The organism is Bacillus sp. CPT56D-587-MTF, assembly GCF_058792335.1.
The window spans coordinates 2350144-2372124 of sequence record NZ_JBYTEF010000001.1; the positions used below are offsets into that span (position 1 = coordinate 2350144).

The following is a 21981-nucleotide window of genomic DNA, read 5'->3' on the forward strand; positions in this document are numbered from 1 at the left end:
TATTAATTTTCTGTTTTTATATATTTTAAACCTTATTTATTTGTCACAACTTCTTACAGGTAAAGTGCCTCATTATTGCTTAGTCAGTTTATTTTCAATAATACATTGCTACGTAAAAAACAGCTAATATCCTTAAAATGACATTAGCTGTTTTTCATAATGTATTAATATATGAATGATAACTATATTTCTAAATTACTTAATTTTTGCTGCATCAAATGCTTTTTGAACTGCTTGAACTTCAGCTGTATTCGCACCATATTTATTAGTTGCCACTCGAATACATGCTGATCTCAATTCTTTGAAATTAGAAGTCATGTTTAACTCATCTGTATTTGCATAATAGAAAATATCAAACATTTTATCTTCACCAATTCCTTTAACTGTTACTCCGTTATGAGTTCCGCCTTTTGCAATCAGATACGCAACTTTATTAATAATACTTGAATTAAAATGAACACCGCCTTGATCCCATCCATTAAAATCGTTAAATTCACTGTAATCATCTGGATAAGGCACTCCAAGTGAAGATGGCACAGAAGCTGGGTTTTCCATATCACGGAAAACAGATCCCGTTTGTTCTCCCATTGTCCAGTTAAAGTTTCCATTATTTACGTATTTCTCAATAGATGTTCCCATAATATCAGATAGCGCCTCATTAATCGCACCGGATTCCCCGTAATATTCAAGATTAGATTCGCTAGAAGTAACAGCATGTGTAAATTCATGTCCAGCTACGTCATATGCTTTAACAATAGGATCGCCATATACAAGCATACTTCCATTATTAGCACTTAATGCATTCTGCCAATTTTTCGGATCATTCGTCTCTTCAGAATCCCAAGCGTGTACAACTGAAACTACCTTTTGTCCCTTATTATCAAAGCTATTACGCTTGTATTTATCTTTATAAAAATCAAATACTTTTGTTGCTAAGTAATGAGCACTTACTGCTTTTGGATCGTTAAATGTTGCCGAAGTACTTGTCGCTAATGTACCAGGATAATAGCTTTCTTCTTTAGTAATATCTCTGTAATTCACATCATATGTTTCAATGCCTTGCCCTCTTGTATAATCAGCAAGAGCATATTTGCCATTACTTTGTTTAGAGATACCAAATGAACGATTAATACCTAAATCATCTTTTCCTGTTCCGGTTAATGATGTAAGACTGCTTTGTTTACTTTTCTTTAAAGCTCCAACTAGTTTGTCACTGGCCTTTAAGTTAGATTCTTGTACCATATTTTTTAACATATCACCATTTTGTGCATTTACTAAATAAGTACCAGAAACATAGTTTGGTGTTGCAGCTTCGAAGGTAACTTGGTATGCATTGCTAGCTTGTCCATTATTTTCATCAACAAAAATAACCTCTTTAACTTCTGGCTCAGAAATAAACTTGATATCGTTCCCGTATTTCGTATAAATATATTGTTTTGCTTCATCTTTTGATAGATTAATAGGTTTTTTCAATTCTTCTTGTTTTAAATTTTGCGCGCTATCGCCTGAAACACTTTTAATAACACCCTTATTATCTACGTGTGCAGTTAATTGATGTCCATATACTTCTTTTCCTTCGTATGTTTGCTGCATACGCACAAGTGTAGTTCCATCATACGAACCACGTTTTTGAAGGACTTTATAATCTACTCCTGCTTCTCCATTGACTTGTTTTTGGGACAGAGCTTGTTCTGTTTTCTCCTTAAGTGCATCCTTTACTACATTTTCTGGTGCCTTTTGTGACGGCTGTGTAAGTTCACCCGAACGGAACGATTCCTCCTGAATTTGAACTTGTAGTTGATCTGTTTCCTCTGCATGACCTACCCCATATGGTGCCACAGCTGTTAAAGCTAATCCTGTTGTTAATGCTACCTTAGTTAATGTCTTTTTGTTTTTCATTATTTCACCTCGTATAATTTTTGAAATAGAAAGCTTGTACAAAGTATACTGTCTATTAATGTCTAAAAAAAGAGAAAATACACAATTTATGTAACATTATGCAAAATTACATAAATTGTGGTCAATATTATAAATAATGAACGGAACACATATGTACATTAATTTGAATAAAAGAGAGTCCTTATAGGTGCTCACCCAATTGGTTAGTTATTAATTATCTATATTCATTGTAATAAAAGTATACTTACCTCTAAATAACAACATAAAAACCCACTCTTTACTATTGTAAGAGTGGGTTTAATGTTATTAAAATAACAATTACTATAAGAAATTTTATAATTTATATTTTTTTAGTAATCCTACTAAGTTTTTTGTAAAATTCACCTTTTGTCTTTACATGATTAAACTGATTTGGATTAATATTTGCTTTTTGTGAGAGTAATATAATCTCTTCTTTTGAAATTGAGTCTTTCGTATTTATAGATGCTATATTTGTGTATTTTCCGTCTTCTGTTTTTGGAATTTCTAAAATCCCTTTATTCACAAGATCAACTACTGCCTTATGCTCTGAAGAATGTAAATCTACACCAGTAATTTTCCAATTATGCATAACTTTTGGTGTGTATACACCGTTCTTTACCTCTTTTAAATATGTAATAGCAAGGTTACGAATGGTTCCGCCTGTTTCTCCAAATGCATTCTCTTGTTTAGATGACCAAATTTGTTCAAACTTACGCCCCTCTAAAGCTCCACCTTTTGCCTGAAGAGCCTCCATTCTATATGCATTCATTCCCAACGTCATAACATCGCTCATTTTGATTGGTTTGTTTGTACGAATAGAGCGTAAATTTGTAATTCTGCTTCCATATGGTTTTGTTAAGTCAATTTCGTATTTTACGCCTCCAAAGAAATCGTTCGTACTGTATTTAGATGCACGGCGGGTTTTATCAAAGCTAACGGTTACATCTCCGGCACGAGATGAGTTAAAATATCCTGCTGCCCATTCCATATAGTCTTTTAAATCTTTTCCAGAAATCTTATATACTGTAATTTCTCCCAAGGCATATTGGTAATTGTACGCAATATCTTTTTTCTTAATAGGGCCTGTATCTAAACGGGCATAATCATTATCAATTTGATGGGCTACTACATCTGCTTTACTGTAGTAGAGCATAACTTCATGAAAGAAATCTGATAAAGGTGTTTCTTGAATCTGAACACTTGGAATGCCCTTTATTTCATTTTCAGGAACAAGATTTCTACCCTTTAATTGAGCGACTACAACATTTGCATCTCCTCTCGCATATTCGTGAAAAGGTGTTAATGTTTCTTCAAGTGTAGGATCGGATAATATCGTTGTCCCATCAGCATTTTTTACAGGTATAGCGGTAGCAGTTTTATTTTTTAAAGCCAACTTCCCATCTTGCTTTGTAAAAGTAAGGTCAATACGTGAAATATGTGTTCCATATTTATCTGGTTCTGTAATAATTACGCCATTTACAACTTCTTTTTTTACAAGTTTATGCATGTGAGCCGCAAAAATAGCGCTTAGTTCCGGACAAGCATTTGCAATATCTTGAACACCAGTACCAGGGATACCATTCTCATTTTCTAATCCCATATGCATAACTCCTACCATTACATCTACTTTACCTTCTAATTCCTTAATTGCCTTTTTCGTCTCTTCTACTGGATTTTTCACCACTAAACCATTTAAGTGATCTGTCCCTTTTTCAAAATCACTAATCATTGGTGTATTCATACCAATAATCCCAACTTTAATTCCACCTTTTTCTACAATTGTATATGCAGGAAGAAAGCGCTCTCCATTTTCCTTATAAATATTTCCTGCTAACGTTTTTCCCTTATATTGCTCACTAACTTTTTTCAATGTATCTAATCCAAAGTTGAATTCATGATTTCCAAATGCCCAGGCATCATATCCCATTGTATTCATCGCTACCATCATTGGCGATTGTGGCTTATCGTTGAATAATTCTACTGAGTTTCCTTGAATTGTATCCCCGGCATCTACTAATATGGTATTTGGATTTTCTTGACGGACCTTCTTTATAACCGTATAAAGCTGCGTCAAACTTCCACTCATATTTGCTCCATCAAGCGCATAATCCCAAGGCATAAATCTACCATGAATATCTGCAGTACCTAACAATGTGATATTAACTTCAGATTCCTCAGCCTTAGAGATAGATGGTTTGACTATTACTGCCGTTCCAAGCAGTAATAGAATTACAAAGTAACATACATAGTTCTTCCATTTCATTTTTTGCATAATAATAATATTTCTCCCCTTTTTGTACTTTCATAAAGTTGCTTGAACTTTAAAAATGTAACTTATTATTCAGGAAACTTCAACTACAAAAGATAATTTTGAAGGTGGTTCTGTTGCAAAAATAAAGAGAATAAATTGCATACATCCTCTAACAGAATTGTATTTTATCATTTCCTGACAGAATACCCCTTCCTTAAGAGTGTGAAGTGTACTTTCAAAATAAGGACATATCATTTATCATCATAAAAATCATCATTTCAATTTATTAAAACGGGCATATACAATATGTTATGATGATTAATTTTTTGAGTTTCGTTGCTGATTTATCTCCTTCTAAATAAAAACATTTTCAAAAAAATAACCCCGCTCTTCATTTAAGACGGGGTTACACTTATACAGAAAATTGGATAGTTTCATATTTTCTTAAGCTTATTGGTCACTTTCAACTAATTTCATTCTATTTTTGTTTTCTTCTGAATCAATATGAATCAACCGTTTCCCCTGTTTATAATACGTATCAATAAATAGGGAATAATTTTTACTTTTCAATTTCACAAAGCAATTTTATCTCTTTTATTTGTGAAATATGACGCTGTTCATGTAAATAGATCAATTCTATCCACTGATCAAGGGATAATTCTCCAAGAGCTGGATGCATCACTGATTTTTTCGCTAATATAGACTCATCTTCTATTGTACTCAGGAAACGCATCAATTCTTTTCTTGATTCGTTTAGCATATTGAGCATTTGCTCCACTTCAAATGGTTCTATACTTGGTTCAATCATTTCTGGAGCTATAAACTTTTTCGTTCTATCTAATAAAATAGTGTGAATTTCTTTACGCTCATTTTGGGTACTATCTAACTTTTTTAACCCTGAGGAAATAACTGTTATCACTCTCTCATCTAATAAAACTAAATGATGACAAACTTGTGCAATACTCCATTTATCCTTATCTGGTTTCCTATTAAATTGAGCATCACTCAACAAAGTAATTTCCTCAAATAATTGATCTCTCGTTTCATAAAACTTGTCATTTACAAATGTATCCATGTGGATTCTCCTTTCATTGCAACCTACATACTTAAATTTCTACGCTAGAGATATTATCTTCAAAAAAAGTTTTTCTTTCACTACTATTCCAATTTTATTTTAAAGCCACAAATGAACTTATTTGTTTTTTTATATCTTTTTAATTGGCACAAATAAATCAACCTTTAACTTTCCGTCTAGATCTTCAGCAACATTATTTAAGCAAAACTCTAAATTATCTCTATCATAATCTGCATCATACTCACTATTTGGTAGCCACTCTACATACATGTATTGATACGCTTCACTTAATTTATGAGGTTCATCATAGAACTGGTATAGACCATATGTACCTCCATCTAATTTTTTAAATTGCACATCATGATACTTTTCTTTATCGAAGTTTTCAGGAATCGTAACACATGCATCATGCCGGCACTTATGACTTGCAACAAGTTCAGGATTATCCAATGATATTCCGATAAATGATTGCTCTGGTGGATACAGTTTATTTTCAATTGACCAATTCAGTAACTTTCCCCAATGATCTTGCGGTTCAAAGTAGCTACCAGTTCGTCTTATATACGCTACTTCTAATGGTGGTAATTTTTTTATAACAACTTTCATTTATATCTTCTCCCCTATAAATATGTACACTGTTTAATTAGCTTTCTTTAACATTTATTCCTTCTTAAATAAAAAGAATTCTCTAATCATATAAAGTGAAACTTTAATCAGCGGGAGATGAATTTGAATTGAAATATAATTGATTACTATTACTACTAAAGTAGTATGTACTTTCATACTTTTATTTGATTTTACATTCTTTTTAAATCGATATATTAATTGTAAGAAAATAAAAAGGTGGAGGATTTTAATTGATTAAAGGAATATACGAAGCGCATTTACCAGTGAGTAATTTACAACAATCTATCGAATTTTATGAAAAACTAGGGTTGAAGTTAGCCTGGAGCGATGAATCAACAGCATTCTTTTGGATTGAGGAAGGGAAAAGTTGGCTAGGATTATGGGCGGGCTCTGAATACGAAACAAAATATCATCCTTCTTTACGTCATATTGCATTTAGAGTTTCCTATGAGGATTTAAAAGAATCATTACATTGGTTACACTCACTTCAAATTAAAGCTGTTCCGTTTGGGAGTAATGAATCTATTGAACCCTTTGTCCGTCCACATCAAGGTAATGCATCTGTTTATTTTATTGATCCAGATGGTAATAGCTTAGAACTTATTTGTCATATTGTTGTACCTAACGCACTAAAACATATAACTGATAAATTATCCTTTAAAGATTGGGAGACGCTATTAGCTGACACATTTGAATGAATATTAGTTATAAATCATAATGGCTCGCTTTTATTTTTATAACATGTATAACAATCTTGAATAATAATGTCCTATCAATTTATCATTAAATAAATGTAAAAAATGACCCTATTTATTCATTTTTAATGCGTATGTATGTACATTTGTTAATTTATTCGATATATTATGGGTATTGAATGATTACGTAAAGTGTATAGGTCGCTTATATAACACCTTATATTTTTATATCCGTGAAAACTACAAAGTGTATGAAAATCCATTTGTCAAATGAATTTAGTGCGGAAGGAGGTTTGTGGTTACTTCATAGGGTATAATAATCAGTTTTTTACTGATAAAAATATAGGAGGCGACATAATGTTTCGTACGATTTCAAATTTCATGAGAGTAGCTGAGATAAGAAGGAAAATCCTTTTTACACTAGCGATGTTAATCGTTTTTCGAATTGGCACGTTTATTCCAGTTCCTCATACTAACGCAGAGGTATTAAAAGTACAAGATCAAGCTAACGTTCTAGGTATGTTAAACGTATTTGGTGGAGGAGCATTGCAACACTTCTCAATCTTTGCTGTAGGTATTACACCATATATTACAGCTTCCATCATAGTACAGTTACTACAAATGGATGTTATACCTAAATTTTCGGAATGGGCAAAGCAAGGAGAAATGGGCCGTAAGAAATCAGCTCAATTCACTCGATACTTTACAATCATTCTCGCATTCATACAGGCCATCGGAATGTCTTATGGCTTTAATAATATAGCAGGTGGACAATTAATAACAGATCAAAGCTGGACTACATACTTATTTATTGCGACAGTTTTAACTGCAGGTACTGCATTTTTACTTTGGTTAGGCGAACAAATTACCGCTAACGGAGTTGGTAATGGTATTTCGATGATTATCTTCGCAGGTCTCGTTGCCGCGATTCCAAATGTTGCAAATCAAATTTATTTACAACAATTCCAAAATGCTGGCGATCAGCTATTTATGCACATAATAAAAATTGTTTTAATTGGACTCGTAATTTTAGCGATAGTTGTTGGTGTTATTTACATTCAACAAGCTGTACGTAAAATACCGATCCAATATGCAAAAGCTGTTTCAGGAAACAATCAATATCAAGGAGCAAAAAACACTCATTTACCGCTTAAAGTAAATAGTGCTGGTGTTATACCAGTTATCTTTGCTTCTGCATTTTTAATGACGCCGCGTACAATTGCGCAGCTCTTCCCTGATTCAAGCGTATCAAAATGGTTAGTTGCAAATCTTGATTTCGCACATCCAATTGGAATGACACTTTATGTCGGTCTTATCGTTGCTTTCACATACTTCTACGCATTTATTCAAGTAAATCCTGAACAAATGGCTGAGAATTTGAAAAAGCAAAATGGATATGTTCCTGGTATTCGTCCTGGTAAAGCAACTGAACAATATGTAACTAAAATTTTATACCGTTTAACATTTATCGGTGCAATTTTCTTAGGTGCTATTTCTATATTACCGCTCGTATTCACGAAAATTGCTACGTTACCACCTTCTGCTCAAATTGGTGGTACAAGCTTACTTATCATTGTCGGTGTAGCACTAGAAACTATGAAGACGTTAGAAAGCCAGCTTGTAAAACGTCATTATAAAGGCTTTATTAAAAAAGTGAATTAATTATCAAAAACACAGTTGGTTATTTTTCCAACTGTGTTTTTGATTTTATCAGTCCTGTAATATACAGAGCTGTTGCTTTATTAAACTACATCTCCTTCTCTAATAACCGCCCTTTTTTGAAATAAGTCCGTAGTGTTGAACGATTGGCCAAAAATACACCAATCAATATAAGACAAGCTCCCATTCCCATTGTAGGATTTAAAGGCTCTCCTAAAATGATATATCCCACAATTATTGCAATTAATGGTGATACATATAACCACGTCGATGGAAATACTGGATTTGTTTTTGATAAGAGCCAGTAATATAATCCGTGTCCACCAATCGATCCGATAAATATGAGATATAAAATAGGCCATTGCACACTCCATGAAGTTAATACGGTTACATTTGGTTGTTCTACAATAATAGATGCGATGAGTAGTAAAATCCCTCCATAAAACATTTGAATACCGTTAATAAGAAATGGTGATACATTTGATAAATCTGACAGTATTTCTTTCGAACGAATAGAGCCTATTCCGTAAAATAGCTCCCCTATAACTAAAACAATACAAGCAATACTCCATATGAAACTTACTTGTTGATGCATTCCTGGTAAAGAAACAAATATAACACCTATTAGTGCAATAACTAAAGCAACGAGTTGTTCCTTTTGTAATTTCTCCCTATTCCTCTTTGCTTGTATTAATAAAATCATCATTGGTCCCGTAGCAGAAAGAACAGCAGCTAATCCCGAAGAAATATATTGTTCTGACCAATATAAACTTGCGAATGTCATAAATGTTAAACAAAATCCAGCATACATAATACGTTTTGAAAATATATGTGGCATAATTTCTTTTCGCTTTAATTTAAAAAGAATCATAAGGATTATACCCGCTAAAAAGAAACGAATTCCTGCTGAAAACAACGGTGGCGCTCCTGCTTCAATTCCAATTTTAATCGTTAAAAATGTTGTCCCGAAAATAATACATACTAAAATGTAATTAAAAATGACCATTTTACTTCCTCCTTTTTACTCTTAAAATGAGTATAGAGGCTATGGTGTATAACAGTGTATCGGTACATATAACAGTTACTTCAAGCTGTAGTTGATTCCCTATATATTTTTCGCTTTAATTAAATTAAAAAGAAAAATAGGTGAACCTATGAAGATTGTATTGCGTAAAGAATCAAACATACCGTATTACAAGCAAATATATATGCAAATTGTTGAAAGAGTACAAAGTGGTATGCTTTCACATGGTGAATCCCTTCCTTCTTTACGTTGTATGGCCACAGATTTACAAATCAATGTATTAACTGTTCGTAAAGCTTATAAACAGTTAGAAACGAAAGGGTACATACGCATCGAACAAGGAAAAGGTGCTTACATATATAAACGTGTAAAGAAAGATTTCAAACCGATACCGTATAAATGGCAACAATCAAGATCTATTAATGTTATGCGTTCTCAATATGCAATGAATAAACACCGTAAATATTATGATTTTTCACAAGCAATTCTGTATCCCCGTCTGTTACCAAATCCATTTTTGGCAGACGAAATGCATAAATTGCTGGATAAAAATCCGATGTTGTTAGCAACTTATGGGCCAGTTCAAGACGATTATGAATTGCGAGTTGAAATAGCAAATTACTTAAATGAACACCAGAAATTAGTGACGGACCCATCTCAATTATTAATTACAAGCGGAGCACAACAAGGAATTGATTTAATTGCTCAAACATTATTAAAACCTGGAGATACTGTATTAGTAGAAAGTCCGTGTTACAGTGCCGCGCTTGATGTTTTCATCAATAAAGGTGTTCAAATCATTCCTGTTTCTCTTGATAATCATGGAGTTCGCTCCGACTTAATTGATGATATTTGTCAAAGTAAAAATCCCGTTTTATTGTATACGAATCCGACCTTCCAAAACCCGACAGGTACAGTAATGAGTAAAGAACGAAGAATGGAACTTATAGAACTAGCGGGGCTATATCAATTTTTTATCATTGAAGATGATTCTTTCGGAGAAATATATTTTGAAGATGCTATAATCCCGCCCCCAATCAAAAGTTTTGATAAGGATGGCCACGTAATATATATAAAAGGATTTAGTAAAACGTTAGCACCAGGACTGCGTATCGCGGCACTTATTGCCGATGGTCCTATTTTTGAATGGCTATATGCAGTAAAAGGTTCAATGGATATCGGTAGTCCTTTATTAACACAAAAGGCACTTCTACCGTTTTTACGTGCAAAACGTATGAAAAACCATTTAGAAAAATTACGTACAGCTTTACAAATGAGACGTGATTTAACAATTGATATATTATCGCCATTAAAAGAACTACACTTTGAAATACCAAATGGAGGTTTTAATTTATGGGTGACACTACCTGATTCGATAGATCCCTTTACCTTATTACAAAAAGCAAATGAAGTAGATGTCTCTTTTTTACCAGGAACAGCTTGTCTATTAAACTACGAAACAAATGATAACCAATTAAGAATTAGCTATTCAATGTTAAACGAGAAAGATATGGAAATCGGATTAGAGAAATTACATGATACAATACGAAAAAGTATTTGTTAGAAGTAATATCACATTAGCCAACAATAAATAATACCCGCAAATGAAAATGTATAGTATGGGATATTATCTATTGTTGAGCTTTTTCGTTATTCTTAACAACCGGTTTTAAAACTTGTCTTTCTTTTAATTCTTCAACACTGCCATATCGATCAATAACGATTGCTTTCATTTCCTCTCCTCCTTGCTGTTTATTTTAATAACATACAATTATTTCTCAAAATTTTTTGCCTTGAATTACCATATACTTATTTTTGGGGGTAATTATGCAAAAAGCATTATAAAGTGAAACTTTAATCATTCATCACCAATCGGGCTCTTACTGCCCGGCAAATAGCGGGATGAATTTCAAAAAGAATCTTACACACATCTTAGAATGATTCAAAACTGTATTATTAATTAAATTCAAAAGAAATGGGGCTAACGTTATGAGTGAAAAGATATTTAAAATAAACGGTATTGATATATGTACAGAAAGCTTCGGTAACTCTAATGATCCCGCTATTTTATTAATTATGGGAGCTACTTGTTCAATGATATATTGGGATGAAGAATTTTGTGAACAGTTGGCGAACACAGGAAAATTTGTTATTCGCTTTGATAATCGCGATGTTGGACGCTCTGTTACATATGAACCTGGCACTTCAAATTATTCAGTAACAGATATGGCTGAAGATGCAATCGGGGTATTAGACGCTTATCATATTGATAAAGCCCATCTTTTTGGTATGTCATTAGGTGGTATGATTGCTCAAATTGCCGCTGTAAAACATCCCGAAAGAATTTTGGCGCTAACTTTACTAGCGACTAGTGTAATAGGATCTGATAATAATACTCGCGATTTACCCCCAATGGATGAAAGGATTTTAACACATCATGTAAAGAGCGCAAGTATAGATTGGACAAATAAAAATGATGTGACAGAGTATTTAGTTTCAGGATCTCGTCTATTATGTGGATCAGACCGAATATTTGATGAAAATAGAGTTTATACACAAGTAAAACAAGAAATAGAACGCGCAAACAATTTATTAAGTATGTTTAATCACGCTTTACTTCAAGGTGATGATGCATATGAAGGTGTACTTCACTCCATACAAGCACCAACATTGGTTATTCACGGAACAGACGATACAGCACTACCATTTGAACATGGCCTCGCACTAATTGATGAAATTCCAAACTCAGTACTATTAACCCTTAAAGGGGCAGGCCATGAAAACCATCCAGATGACTGGGAAAGCATAATTAACGCTGTTTCTAAACATACATCTAAAATTTAGATAAATAACTAATGGAAGGGGGCACAAATTGTGTCCCCTTCTAGTTACAAACACAAACCCATCACTGTATTCATATGTATAGTGATGGGGACTTTTTATATTTTTCTATGTTTAAAAAAATGGACAATCTAATTGATCAACAGATTCCCATAATTTTTTTTTTGCATTTTCGGTGGATGTATTTGTGTCTAGTGTCATGTTTTTAAAAGGGTTTACTTCGACTTTTAATAAGGATGAAGGCTCCACATATAATGAGAAAACATGGCTGCTTGGTAAAGCTTTTGAAACGTCAATATCTCCAACTTGTTTAAATAGTTGCTGCGCAGCAAAAAAGAAGAAATTAGTTGGATTTGATTGTTTATTCAGCCACGCAAGCATTTCAGGTGATACCGATTTATGAATATTGATTTTTACTCGATCACCACGTTTATATCGCCTAGATCGCATACTTCCACCAACTAACTTATCGTTAAGTTTGTAAATCCTAACTCTTTTTGCTTATGCTCTCTATATTTTGGCGAACAAGTATAAACTAATAATCCTCGTGCATTTGTAAATAACGGATTATCTACAAAGATTACATTTTTGAGTCGTCCTTTTTGCTTTAAAATCATTTTTAAACTGTTTTTAATAATTACTGCACCCCCGCCATAAATAAACACGTATGGATCGTCTTTCATATCATCAATTTTATTTATAATATCTGTTGCAACACGTGCTGCTAAACCTAATAGCGCTGGCTGTGATTCCTCAACTAATAAGGTATTTCTCGGATGCTTATCATTTAAATAAATTTGATTGAATTCTGTAATACTATCAATCGTTTTAGTTGGATACTTCCGGTTCCATCTCGTAATGATTTGTAGTAACGTCTCTTTTACACCATAAGATAAACCTTTACTTAGTTGCGGACGGAAATTCACCCCTAATGAAACGACTTCTTCTGTCGTCCCTGCACCAATATCAAAAGAGAGTAGAGTTTTATCTACAAAATCAATTTCAGAAACTTGATTTTGCTCACATTCTATTTTATGTTTCACAACATTTCCTTCTTCATCGTATACAATGCCCCACGTACCAGAAGCGCCCTCAGGCAGGCATTTACAATACTCAATTGAAACATTAATTGTCACATCGCGTCCGTTCGGATAATGGAAAATAACCTTATGATTTCCCATATAACGTTTTGCATTTTCAGCAGCTATTTCTTGTGTAATAAGCTGCATAGGAAGAGCGACAGATAAATCATAACGAATATTAATATGGCTAGAAGTTGGACTTTGACGCATAGCGCTTACCGCCAAACCTGATAGTATTGTAATAACCATTAACTCATCCGTTGACTTATTCGATTTCTTCTCTACCTCAGTACCTTTTAATTGATCTTGAATAACTTTTTCTCCAACGATGTATCGTACATTATTTAGCATTAACGATGGCGAACTTATAGTCACATCAATGTGGTTTTCTAATTCAGATAATGAAACATCTACCTCATCTAAGAGTCCTGTAGGCTCACCTATATATAAAGAATAAATACTCGGAATAAAAATAGGGTCTTGCCCTTTCACCATTAACTTCAAACCGTTGTTTCCTGCATCTGCACCAGCTTTTAAAAGTATAGACATAACTACCCCCTAAATTAATCTGACATCCCTTCCAAATATATGCGAGCCCATTCTTTTACATTCAAATGTATTGTAATTTTTTATTTATCATAAAAACAAAATATTGCATACTTACATATTGTGTGTAAAAAGTATTTGACATGACACTTTTCCAATTTTATACTTATATTTGTAAAGAGTTTTTTACAATCGAGGGGGCAATTATTTATTGAATACTAAAAAAACTATTTTTATAATCATTGTTTTAGCATTAATTGCAATACTAGTACATGGCACATATAAATACATAACTGAAGGTTCTATTTTAGGTGGTACGATTTTTGCTATTTCGTTAATACTTAGTAATTTAATTAATCACATTACTTGGGGAGATCCCCACGGTGTGTCAGAAGAAAGTCAAGATGAGATGGGACAACAAATTACATATAAAAGCTTTAAAATTGCGTATTTTATGCTTGTAGTTGTAATGTTCCTTTTATTAATCTTCTCCGAAGGATTTTCTATGGGGGCTAATTTAGATGGAGTAAAAAACCTCCCCCTGTTCATCGCAATTTGCTCTTCATTCTTTATTTATCCTATTGTCGAACTCATAGTTGCAAAACAATATAAGTAAAAAGATGAGGTTTTCTACATGTAGAAAACCTCATCTTTTTATATTTACATAATCTCTACAATTGCTTTTAATTTATTCACAGTCCGCCAATTCCTAACTGTAGCTGGTGTATGTAACTTCTGAAACTGGTTCATTAATTTAGAATTTCGAATGCTATTTTTGAAAAATAAATAAACGACCTTCTCATCTATATAGCAATCTTCAAGTTCACTTTTAAATGTAAGCAATTGACTACTCTCTTCTTCAGAAAGTACATTAGCTAAAAAAGCAATATGAACACTTTCTCCTTCTAACAATGAATGAACTTCATATGGACATTGTTTAATAATATTTATAAATTCATCATGTGTTCTTAGCATGACTGGAACATCGAAATCAAATTCTTTTTTTATTTCAGATTGTATTTGGTCCTTTAGAAAGTTTATACCTTCCTCAGATTCGAACACAATATTACCACTTTGTATATATGCTTTCACTTGTTTTAACCCTATTGATTCAAACACTCGTTTTAAATCAGCCATTTTGATTACTTTATGGCCACCGACATTGATTCCTCTTAGTAATGCAATATAAAATGTCATATTATCCCCCCCCCCACAGTAAAATGAACTTATCAATTGAATCGGTTTTCCCACTCATATTTCTCGGATATTTGTTTTAATTCTTCTAACATATCATGAATAGATAATACCTCAAATAAAATAATAGATTCACTTGAAAAATGGTGATGATAATGATTTGGTTTATAATCTTTTAAATCATTTTTATAACTCCAAAATTGCTTGTCTAATTCAGCAATAAGTTTGAAATGTTCCTCATCAATTTCATTACAACGGTTTCTCAATATAGCAATTATAGAATGAATTGTTCGTTGTAATATTTCTCTTTCACTTTGTGACCAGTCACAAGTCTCAATTGATACCCGAGCTAAATTATCTATATGGTAAATGATTTGCTGTAATATATGAAGTTGCTTCTGCATCGTTAAAAAGCTTCTCATTTCCTTCTTTGTATGTTGATGATATTTCCAATCTTTCTGCTCATATTGAACAAATTGTATCGCCTTATGCAATAATAAAGTCAATTTAGATAAATCCTGAGCAGTCTCCTTTTTCACACCTTTTCTTGCAACTAATGCAGTAATCCATTCTTCCATAATATTTGCTGTTTTAGCAAATAGATCCTCTGTACATCCAAAAATCATTTTCGTGTAGTGGGGTGGAAAAATGAAAAAATTCACTAAAGTAGATACTATAATACCAGTAGATGTAGTAGCTAAACGAATTAAAAATGCAGTAAAATAATGATTTGCCGTAATTGGAATCATTGCTACGGCAGTTAAAGTTGCAACTAAAGTTCCCGCATGTAACCTTAGTTTTTGACATGTAACGATCGTAAACATTGCAGCTAATGCATAAGAAATTGCTTGGTGGCCTAGGAAAAATGTGAAAGTCATGGCATATGCCGATCCAATTGTTGAGGCCGGAAAGCGAATAAGTCCTTTTTTTATTGAGTCTGTTGCAGTTGGTTCAATTGTAACAATTGCTGTTATTACAGCAAAAATAGTTGGGATGTTAAAAAAATCACAAACTAACACTGTAAGAAAAACTGCAATTCCAGTTTTAATCACTCTTCCTCCAACGATATTCCATTTTCTATCTTGATTCATTTTTTATATCCTTCATTCCTGTTTCATTTTATATACATATATTATATATTGTTAAAATAAAAAAACCTACTACTTGAATATTCAAGAGTAAGTTTTCTATCTCATTATTTCATTATAGGTAAATGCATTATTATTTGTTGGCCAATTGGTCCCATTCTTCTAAAACCTTTATCTTGGAAACCAACTTTTGCATATAAATTTTGTGCAGGAATATTTCTTTCATTCACAGCAAGTACAACTTCATTTTTTATTGGAAAATAACGTTTTACAAACTCTTCTAATAATAACAATGACTTTTTAGCGAATCCTTTTCTTTGTCTATTGTGATTAATAGAAAATGACGTTAAAAGTAAAGCATCCTCATTATCTGTGAACTCCTTTACTCTATCTCCCGTTTCCAATGCGAAAAGACCCACCGGTACCCCATTGTGATCTAAAATAACAATCACATTTTTTGTATAATCACTTTTTGCTTTCTCCAGTAATGCGCTTGGATCTGATGTAAACTGAACTTGTTCACTTGGTAAAGTAAATGTTTGTATAACTTCTTTATATTTCTCCTTATACGGAGCTAATTGAATTTCCCCTGTGTGTATGTTCATGCTAAACTCTCCCATTTTTCAGCTTATTAACTTATACCTTGCTGTGCTTTTGAATGCACTCTTCCATCTAAAAAGGTAATTTCAACAAATGAATTTGGATCGTTCCCTTTCCAAGCAAAAATTTGTTTAATTTGTGTAGAATGCTCTACCCCTTCTTCTATAAGTAAATCTCCTTCAAAACCAATTAAATCTTTCACTTCTGTATAAGTCATTCCTTCATTTATACTCGAGAAATGATTTATATTGATAGACTCTTTCTGTTGCCTTTCCATCACAGTAGAAGAAGTTGCTGTTTGGTTTTTCACTTCTTTTCTCTGTTCACACGCTGTCATACTGAAACCTAAGCATAAACTAAACAATATACATGCGCTTTTTTTCATCATAACAGTTGTCCCTCCCATGATAATTAAACCATATATTCCCTTAAAAATAAACTGAATATTTAATATTATATTTAAAAACCTCGTACAATTAAGTACGAGGCTAATTTCATTTATTCAAATGATTATTTGATTGATCATCCTGTTCTTTTCTTAACTCTTGTTCTTCATCTTTTGGTAATTGTTTATCATTATCTTTAATTGGATTCGTTTCTCTATTTTCTATCATATCATTTGGAACTTGTGGCATTACTCGGCCCACAATAGCGGCTAATTCATCTAGTATACCTTCACCTGTTTTTCCTTTTTTAATTTGCTTTCCGATTTGTTTGAGGCGTTCATACGTATCAACATCTGCTACAACGACTGCATTAGCACCGTCAGGGTCATTTTTTAAACTTTCTGCAACAGAGTATTTAATTGATTCAACTCGAGTTCGATCAAGTTTTGCTTTTACATCAATACCTACAATAGCATATTTTCCAACAACGACCGCTGTTGCATCATTCACACCTGGCACACTTGCTGCTAAAGATGCTAAATGATCTGCTGCTTTTTCATTTGGCTTATTTGATTTATTCGTATAATTAACATTTTTCATTGAAACATTTTTTTGTTCCGGCTTTTCGTTTGGATTGTCTTTTTTTCCAATACTGCATCCAGTTATAACGAAGCAAAGCATCAATATATATATTAGAGTTTTCATTATTTTCACCACTTCACTATTAAGGTTTAATCATAAATTTTTTCAACAGCTTGCATTTTCTTTACCTTTTCCTCGGCCCCGCTATTAGCATTAATGAATATTTGGTACGTATCTTTTCCTAAAGTGCCTATAAATTCATAGCAAAGCACTTCATTATGCAAATCATTGACTACTAAAGCTTTACGTTCTTCCATGACTTTTACATCCGGATTGATTTTCTTTCTTGCTTCTGCTGCAGTTAGCTTTGCCGATGGAACTGTTCGCTTTTGATGTGACGCTAAATATTCTTTTGCGGAGAACCCAACGATAGAACCATCATCTAAAGCAATTTTCATTTGGATTGCTTCTGGATAAATTCGTACTCCATTTTCATTTACTACATACGTAAATACACCAACATTATCATATTGAGAGCTATCATAAAGCTCCATATTATTAAACTTATGGTCCTTTAAAAATTTCAAACCTTTACTACCTGCATCGTTTAAACTAACTTTCTGTTCTTTAATTTCGCGGTTATTCATAACCCAAATTGGATATCCGCCTTTTCCGGTAATATCCATATAGAACTCATTGTTCGTTGCTTCATCTTTAATTTTCACACTATAGAAGGATTCTTTCGCACCTTTTCCGCTTTTCTCAACATCTACTTTTTCATTTCCTTTTAAATTCAAAAACGATTTGGCAATTTTCGCCGCTTCATCTCTAGAAATTGTCTTTCCTTCCGCTTCAAATCCACCTTTTTTATTTTTTTGCGCACTTGTAAAGGTCGGTCCGAAGTTTGTAGAAGAATATGATGTTACGTTTTTCTCTACAGTTTTCAATCCATCAATAATTGTGTTATCTGCTGGATCGCGATTTGATGCAAGTGCCATTTCTACATCCATCCAGCGTAAATTATTTTTCAAAACAAGATGTTGTACTTTTCTTAGTTCATCTTGTATATTTCCTGCATTTGAATATAAAGTTTGTAGCGTTTTATATTCTTGCTCATTTAACGGCTCTTTTTCTAAATCACGAATGGCTGCACGGTAACTGAAATCACCGATATTCGCTAAAAATTCTTCCGTTTTATTAAATGGCATTAATGTTAAAGGTAGTTGTCCTACATCTGAGCGAGCTTCAGATGTTAAACGCCATACATCCGCTAATGCAGGTGATAAAGATGATCGTGAATTCATCGCAAGTGTTGTGCCAATTTTATCGTGTAATAAATCGACTTCGTATGCTAAATCATGGAATGCACGTTGATAGCTATTTTCCGCTCGAATTAAAACCGCATTTTTCTCTTGGTGCTCTTTATAGCCCCAATAGCCTGTTCCTACTACACCGACTGTTAATAATACAATGATAATACCTCGTAACATTGTCCCACCTCCGCTCTATTTACAGAAAATATGTTTACCGATTTTTTTAATTTGTGGACGAGTCCAAATCCATTTACTAGTCGCAGTATCTGGATTGAAATAATATAAAGCATTTCCTGTTGGATCCCATCCGTTAATCGCATCTAAAACTGCTTTTTTTGCTGTTTCATTTGGTGTTAAATATATTTGTCCATCGGCTACCGCTGTAAATGCTCTAGGTTCAAAGATTACACCTGAAACAGTATTTGGGAATGACGCACTTGTAACACGGTTCAAAATAACAGCAGCTACTGCAACTTGTCCTAAATATGGTTCACCGCGTGATTCTCCGTATACTGCGTTTGCCATAAGCTGAATATCATTTTGAGAATAACCATTCGGAACATTTGTCCCTTTATTTTGAGGTGGTTTATTCTCTTGTGCAGTGCCACCACTATTTCCTTTATTCGTTGTCGTCCCTTTATTAGCAGTTGACTTGTCATACTTCGTTGCTTTCACGAGCATTTGCTTCGTTTTAGCTCCAGCTAAACCATCAACGGGTAATCCAAATTTCTCTTGAAAATTCCGAAGTGCCCAATATGTACCCCATCCGAAAACACCATCTACTTTTCCCGTATAAAATCCGTTATATTTTAAACGAGATTGCAGTTCAATGACATCTTCGCCCGATGCTCCTCTTTGAATGACTTGATTAGAAAATGCTTCTACATTCTTTAGTTGTATACTACTGACCATTAAAGACAGTCCTATGAACGCAAGTAAAACCGCTATTTTAAAAATAGCTTTTTGGCGCATAATTTTCCCTCCTTAATTATGTAAATGATTTCTTGGTTATGTTTTGTAAAAGCCTCGCTTTTATGTAAAGAAGACAAAAAAATCCAAACTAATATCGTAGAAAGAAAATGTAAACAATATAAAAAAAGGATAAAAGGAGTTCATCATGAAGAATTTGTTAAAGCGTGTCGCACTCGTCCTTCTGTTCCTAACAACATGTTCAAATGTATATACAGGCTCATCAATTGTTCATGCGCAGCCGCCGTATGCAAAATGGGGTAAGCTTGCTGTAGAGAAAACGAAAGAAAAGTACCCAAAAGCAGAGATTATTGATTACCTTCATATAGGTAGAAAACCAAAAACCGTTCAAATAACAGTTGAAAAATTCAAATTGTGGCTACGTGAAGACGGAAAAGAATATGGTGTTTTTGTTGATGTGGAATTTGAAACGAAGACGGAGAAATTTATTAAAATGTCGCTTCAGAAGACGAGTAGATAAAATGAAAGAAACCCGGCTATTTAGATTCATAACAGCCGGGTTTCTTTCATTTCTAAAATTCTTTTCTAAAATATCGATTCCCTAAAAATCTTACCAATATACAAATAGTTCCAATTACAACTGCTATCCCTATACTGTATAAAAGTACTCTACCATATCCACCTATTCTCGGATCTAAAAATGGATAAGGATACCAATTCACGATTGGACCACGAATTAAGCTATATACAACGTAAAAAAACGGGAATAAGAGCCAACTTGAAGCTTGTTTCCAAGTGATTTTCTTATTTGGTGGATTTAATATCCAATCTAAAAGCATAGCAATTGGCATGATATAATGTAACACCGTATTTACCCATGGTATTGCCGTTTGAAGTGATTCTTCTAACCCTCTTAATAATAAAAAATAAATGAGTCCAGTCGTAAGTATGTATACCGTTGCTGCACCACGAAGTATACCAAACTGTTCTGATCGACCAAATGTAGCTGTTCCGATACTACTTAAAAGGAGAATACATGCAACTAAAATGTTACTTTCGATCGTGAAGAAACTAAAAAAGTTAACTGGATTGAACGGTTTCACTTGTGCCCGTATTATAAATTGCGTAATGATTGCACTAAATGCTAGAAGGCTTAAACATAGTCTAAATAAAGATAAAATTTTTTCATCTTTCATACATTCCCTCCTTTTCTTATATATAATTAGAATTTCCCTGTACATGCTCAATAAATAAATTTAACGGAACGAGCCCACGTTTTGGCATATGACTACTTATAATAGATACTACTTCTAATTGAGGAATGATAACGATGTATTGTCCGCCGTATCCCATAGCGAAATATATACAATACGGTATGGGAAATCTTTCGTTATGTAATACCCACCAGTGATATCCATATGCGCCGACATGTTCATATGTTTCAAATTGCGCCCTACTTGACTCTTCTAACCATTTCGCTGATACAATTTCTTTTTCATTCCAATATCCATTTTGCAAACATAATTTTCCTAATTTTAATAAGTCGGTAGATTTCATTTTCATACCGAAGCCACCTACATATATACCCTGCGGATCTTGTTGCCACTCGTATTCGTTAATTTTTAATGGATCAAATAAATATTTCTTTGCAAACCGCTCTGTCGACATTCCAGTAGCTTCTTGAATAATATAGCTCAGTAAATGAGAAGAACCTGAATTATAATTCATTTTTGTAGCAGGTTCTTCAATTATTGGCTTTTCTAATATGTACTGTACCCAGTTCTCTGATTCTACAAAGTCATTTGGGAATACTACTCCATTCCCAAACTCTTTCCAGTCCTCACCAGTAGTCATTGTTAATAAGTGATATAGCGTTAAATCATGTTTTTCCCCAGGTACATTTTCAATCCACTCTGTAATTGATGTATGTATATCATTTATATAGCCCTTATCAATTGCAATACCAATTAATAAAGATACGATACTTTTTGTAATCGAATTTATTTTATATAAGTTATTTGCACATTCGGGTGTTTTATAATACTCCGTTGTTAATTCCCCTTTTTGATAAACAAGAAATGTATTCACTTTTTTCTTTTCGAATTTATTTTCTAGTTGCTTGAAATCCAAAAACTTTACCTCCATTTAAATAGTTACTCCATTTATTA

General features: G+C 33.1%; 22 protein-coding genes. 6 read left to right on the forward strand and 16 right to left on the reverse strand.

The genetic code is table 11. The annotated features are described in order from the left end of the window. Positions 1–195: 195 nt before the first annotated feature. From AC3WVZ_RS11985 to AC3WVZ_RS12000, 4 genes are all read right to left on the reverse strand, one after another. Positions 196–1899: a M4 family metallopeptidase gene (locus AC3WVZ_RS11985; protein ID WP_000791447.1), complete on the reverse strand. Its 1704-nt coding sequence runs from the start codon at positions 1897–1899 to the stop codon at positions 196–198. 340 nt (positions 1900–2239) lie between these two features. Then, on the reverse strand, positions 2240–4192 hold the full coding sequence (locus AC3WVZ_RS11990; RefSeq protein WP_001171089.1) for a bifunctional metallophosphatase/5'-nucleotidase: 1953 nt from the start codon (positions 4190–4192) through the stop codon (positions 2240–2242). 538 nt (positions 4193–4730) lie between these two features. Further along, a complete protein-coding gene (locus AC3WVZ_RS11995) occupies positions 4731–5246 on the reverse strand; it encodes a DinB family protein (RefSeq protein WP_000379366.1) in 516 nt (171 codons plus the stop codon). Between the two features lie 129 nt (positions 5247–5375). Continuing rightward, the gene (locus AC3WVZ_RS12000) at positions 5376–5852 is read right to left on the reverse strand and encodes an AraC family transcriptional regulator (protein ID WP_000869612.1); all 477 of its coding nucleotides are present in this window, start codon (positions 5850–5852) and stop codon (positions 5376–5378) included. A 251-nt stretch (positions 5853–6103) separates the two neighbouring features. Here AC3WVZ_RS12000 and AC3WVZ_RS12005 point away from each other — a divergent pair, with 251 nt between their 5' ends. Together AC3WVZ_RS12005 and secY are read left to right on the forward strand one after the other, a co-directional pair. Continuing rightward, positions 6104–6571, forward strand: coding sequence for a VOC family protein (locus AC3WVZ_RS12005; protein ID WP_000589640.1), 468 nt, complete (start codon positions 6104–6106; stop codon positions 6569–6571). Between the two features lie 354 nt (positions 6572–6925). After that, the gene (secY, locus tag AC3WVZ_RS12010; RefSeq protein WP_000490135.1) at positions 6926–8230 is read left to right on the forward strand and encodes a preprotein translocase subunit SecY; all 1305 of its coding nucleotides are present in this window, start codon (positions 6926–6928) and stop codon (positions 8228–8230) included. A gap of 85 nt (positions 8231–8315) precedes the next feature. Here the strand turns inward: secY and AC3WVZ_RS12015 are convergent, their stop codons facing one another. Beyond that, positions 8316–9233 (reverse strand): DMT family transporter, encoded by a 918-nt coding sequence (locus AC3WVZ_RS12015; protein ID WP_000234340.1) that lies wholly within the window; start codon positions 9231–9233, stop codon positions 8316–8318. A gap of 148 nt (positions 9234–9381) precedes the next feature. Here AC3WVZ_RS12015 and pdxR point away from each other — a divergent pair, with 148 nt between their 5' ends. After that, a complete protein-coding gene (pdxR, locus tag AC3WVZ_RS12020) occupies positions 9382–10815 on the forward strand; it encodes a MocR-like pyridoxine biosynthesis transcription factor PdxR (protein ID WP_233936396.1) in 1434 nt (477 codons plus the stop codon). Between the two features lie 425 nt (positions 10816–11240). Beyond that, entirely contained in the window at positions 11241–12095 is an 855-nt protein-coding gene (mleBCA, locus tag AC3WVZ_RS12025; protein ID WP_001290779.1) for a BCA family alpha/beta fold macrolide esterase, read from the forward strand. 111 nt (positions 12096–12206) lie between these two features. Here mleBCA and AC3WVZ_RS12030 read toward each other — a convergent pair whose 3' ends face one another. After that, positions 12207–12542 carry a hypothetical protein gene (locus AC3WVZ_RS12030; RefSeq protein ID WP_001257760.1) on the reverse strand — a complete coding sequence of 112 codons (336 nt, stop codon included), beginning with the start codon at positions 12540–12542 and terminating at the stop codon, positions 12207–12209. A gap of 11 nt (positions 12543–12553) precedes the next feature. Further along, on the reverse strand, positions 12554–13723 hold the full coding sequence (locus AC3WVZ_RS12035; RefSeq protein ID WP_000025622.1) for a ParM/StbA family protein: 1170 nt from the start codon (positions 13721–13723) through the stop codon (positions 12554–12556). Positions 13724–13931: 208 nt separating this feature from the next. Here AC3WVZ_RS12035 and AC3WVZ_RS12040 point away from each other — a divergent pair, with 208 nt between their 5' ends. After that, complete coding sequence (locus AC3WVZ_RS12040; RefSeq protein ID WP_050843869.1) at positions 13932–14336, forward strand: hypothetical protein; 405 nt, start codon at positions 13932–13934, stop codon at positions 14334–14336. Positions 14337–14380: 44 nt separating this feature from the next. Here the strand turns inward: AC3WVZ_RS12040 and AC3WVZ_RS12045 are convergent, their stop codons facing one another. From AC3WVZ_RS12045 to sleB, 7 genes are all read right to left on the reverse strand, one after another. After that, positions 14381–14917, reverse strand: a complete 537-nt coding sequence (locus tag AC3WVZ_RS12045) for a DUF1697 domain-containing protein (protein WP_233936397.1) — start codon at positions 14915–14917, stop codon at positions 14381–14383. 32 nt (positions 14918–14949) lie between these two features. Beyond that, positions 14950–16005, reverse strand: coding sequence for an aromatic acid exporter family protein (locus AC3WVZ_RS12050; RefSeq protein ID WP_233936399.1), 1056 nt, complete (start codon positions 16003–16005; stop codon positions 14950–14952). Between the two features lie 104 nt (positions 16006–16109). Beyond that, positions 16110–16622, reverse strand: a complete 513-nt coding sequence (locus AC3WVZ_RS12055; RefSeq protein ID WP_002025890.1) for a GNAT family N-acetyltransferase — start codon at positions 16620–16622, stop codon at positions 16110–16112. An 11-nt stretch (positions 16623–16633) separates the two neighbouring features. Further along, on the reverse strand, positions 16634–16990 hold the full coding sequence (locus AC3WVZ_RS12060) for a hypothetical protein (RefSeq protein ID WP_000976446.1): 357 nt from the start codon (positions 16988–16990) through the stop codon (positions 16634–16636). Between the two features lie 106 nt (positions 16991–17096). After that, positions 17097–17693 carry a YhcN/YlaJ family sporulation lipoprotein gene (locus AC3WVZ_RS12065; RefSeq protein ID WP_000854053.1) on the reverse strand — a complete coding sequence of 199 codons (597 nt, stop codon included), beginning with the start codon at positions 17691–17693 and terminating at the stop codon, positions 17097–17099. A gap of 26 nt (positions 17694–17719) precedes the next feature. After that, on the reverse strand, positions 17720–19060 hold the full coding sequence (gene ypeB / locus AC3WVZ_RS12070; protein WP_233936400.1) for a germination protein YpeB: 1341 nt from the start codon (positions 19058–19060) through the stop codon (positions 17720–17722). Between the two features lie 15 nt (positions 19061–19075). Beyond that, positions 19076–19855 carry a spore cortex-lytic enzyme gene (sleB, locus tag AC3WVZ_RS12075; RefSeq protein WP_001249053.1) on the reverse strand — a complete coding sequence of 260 codons (780 nt, stop codon included), beginning with the start codon at positions 19853–19855 and terminating at the stop codon, positions 19076–19078. A 145-nt stretch (positions 19856–20000) separates the two neighbouring features. Between sleB and AC3WVZ_RS12080 the strand changes: the two genes are divergently transcribed. Further along, the gene (locus tag AC3WVZ_RS12080) at positions 20001–20333 is read left to right on the forward strand and encodes a DUF3889 domain-containing protein (RefSeq protein WP_233936401.1); all 333 of its coding nucleotides are present in this window, start codon (positions 20001–20003) and stop codon (positions 20331–20333) included. A gap of 52 nt (positions 20334–20385) precedes the next feature. On the opposite strand, the gene AC3WVZ_RS12085 is transcribed toward AC3WVZ_RS12080, so the two are convergent. Together AC3WVZ_RS12085 and AC3WVZ_RS12090 are read right to left on the reverse strand one after the other, a co-directional pair. Further along, entirely contained in the window at positions 20386–21009 is a 624-nt protein-coding gene (locus tag AC3WVZ_RS12085) for a Pr6Pr family membrane protein (RefSeq protein ID WP_000650955.1), read from the reverse strand. A gap of 16 nt (positions 21010–21025) precedes the next feature. Then, positions 21026–21943: a serine hydrolase domain-containing protein gene (locus AC3WVZ_RS12090; protein WP_233936402.1), complete on the reverse strand. Its 918-nt coding sequence runs from the start codon at positions 21941–21943 to the stop codon at positions 21026–21028. Positions 21944–21981: the final 38 nt, after the last annotated feature.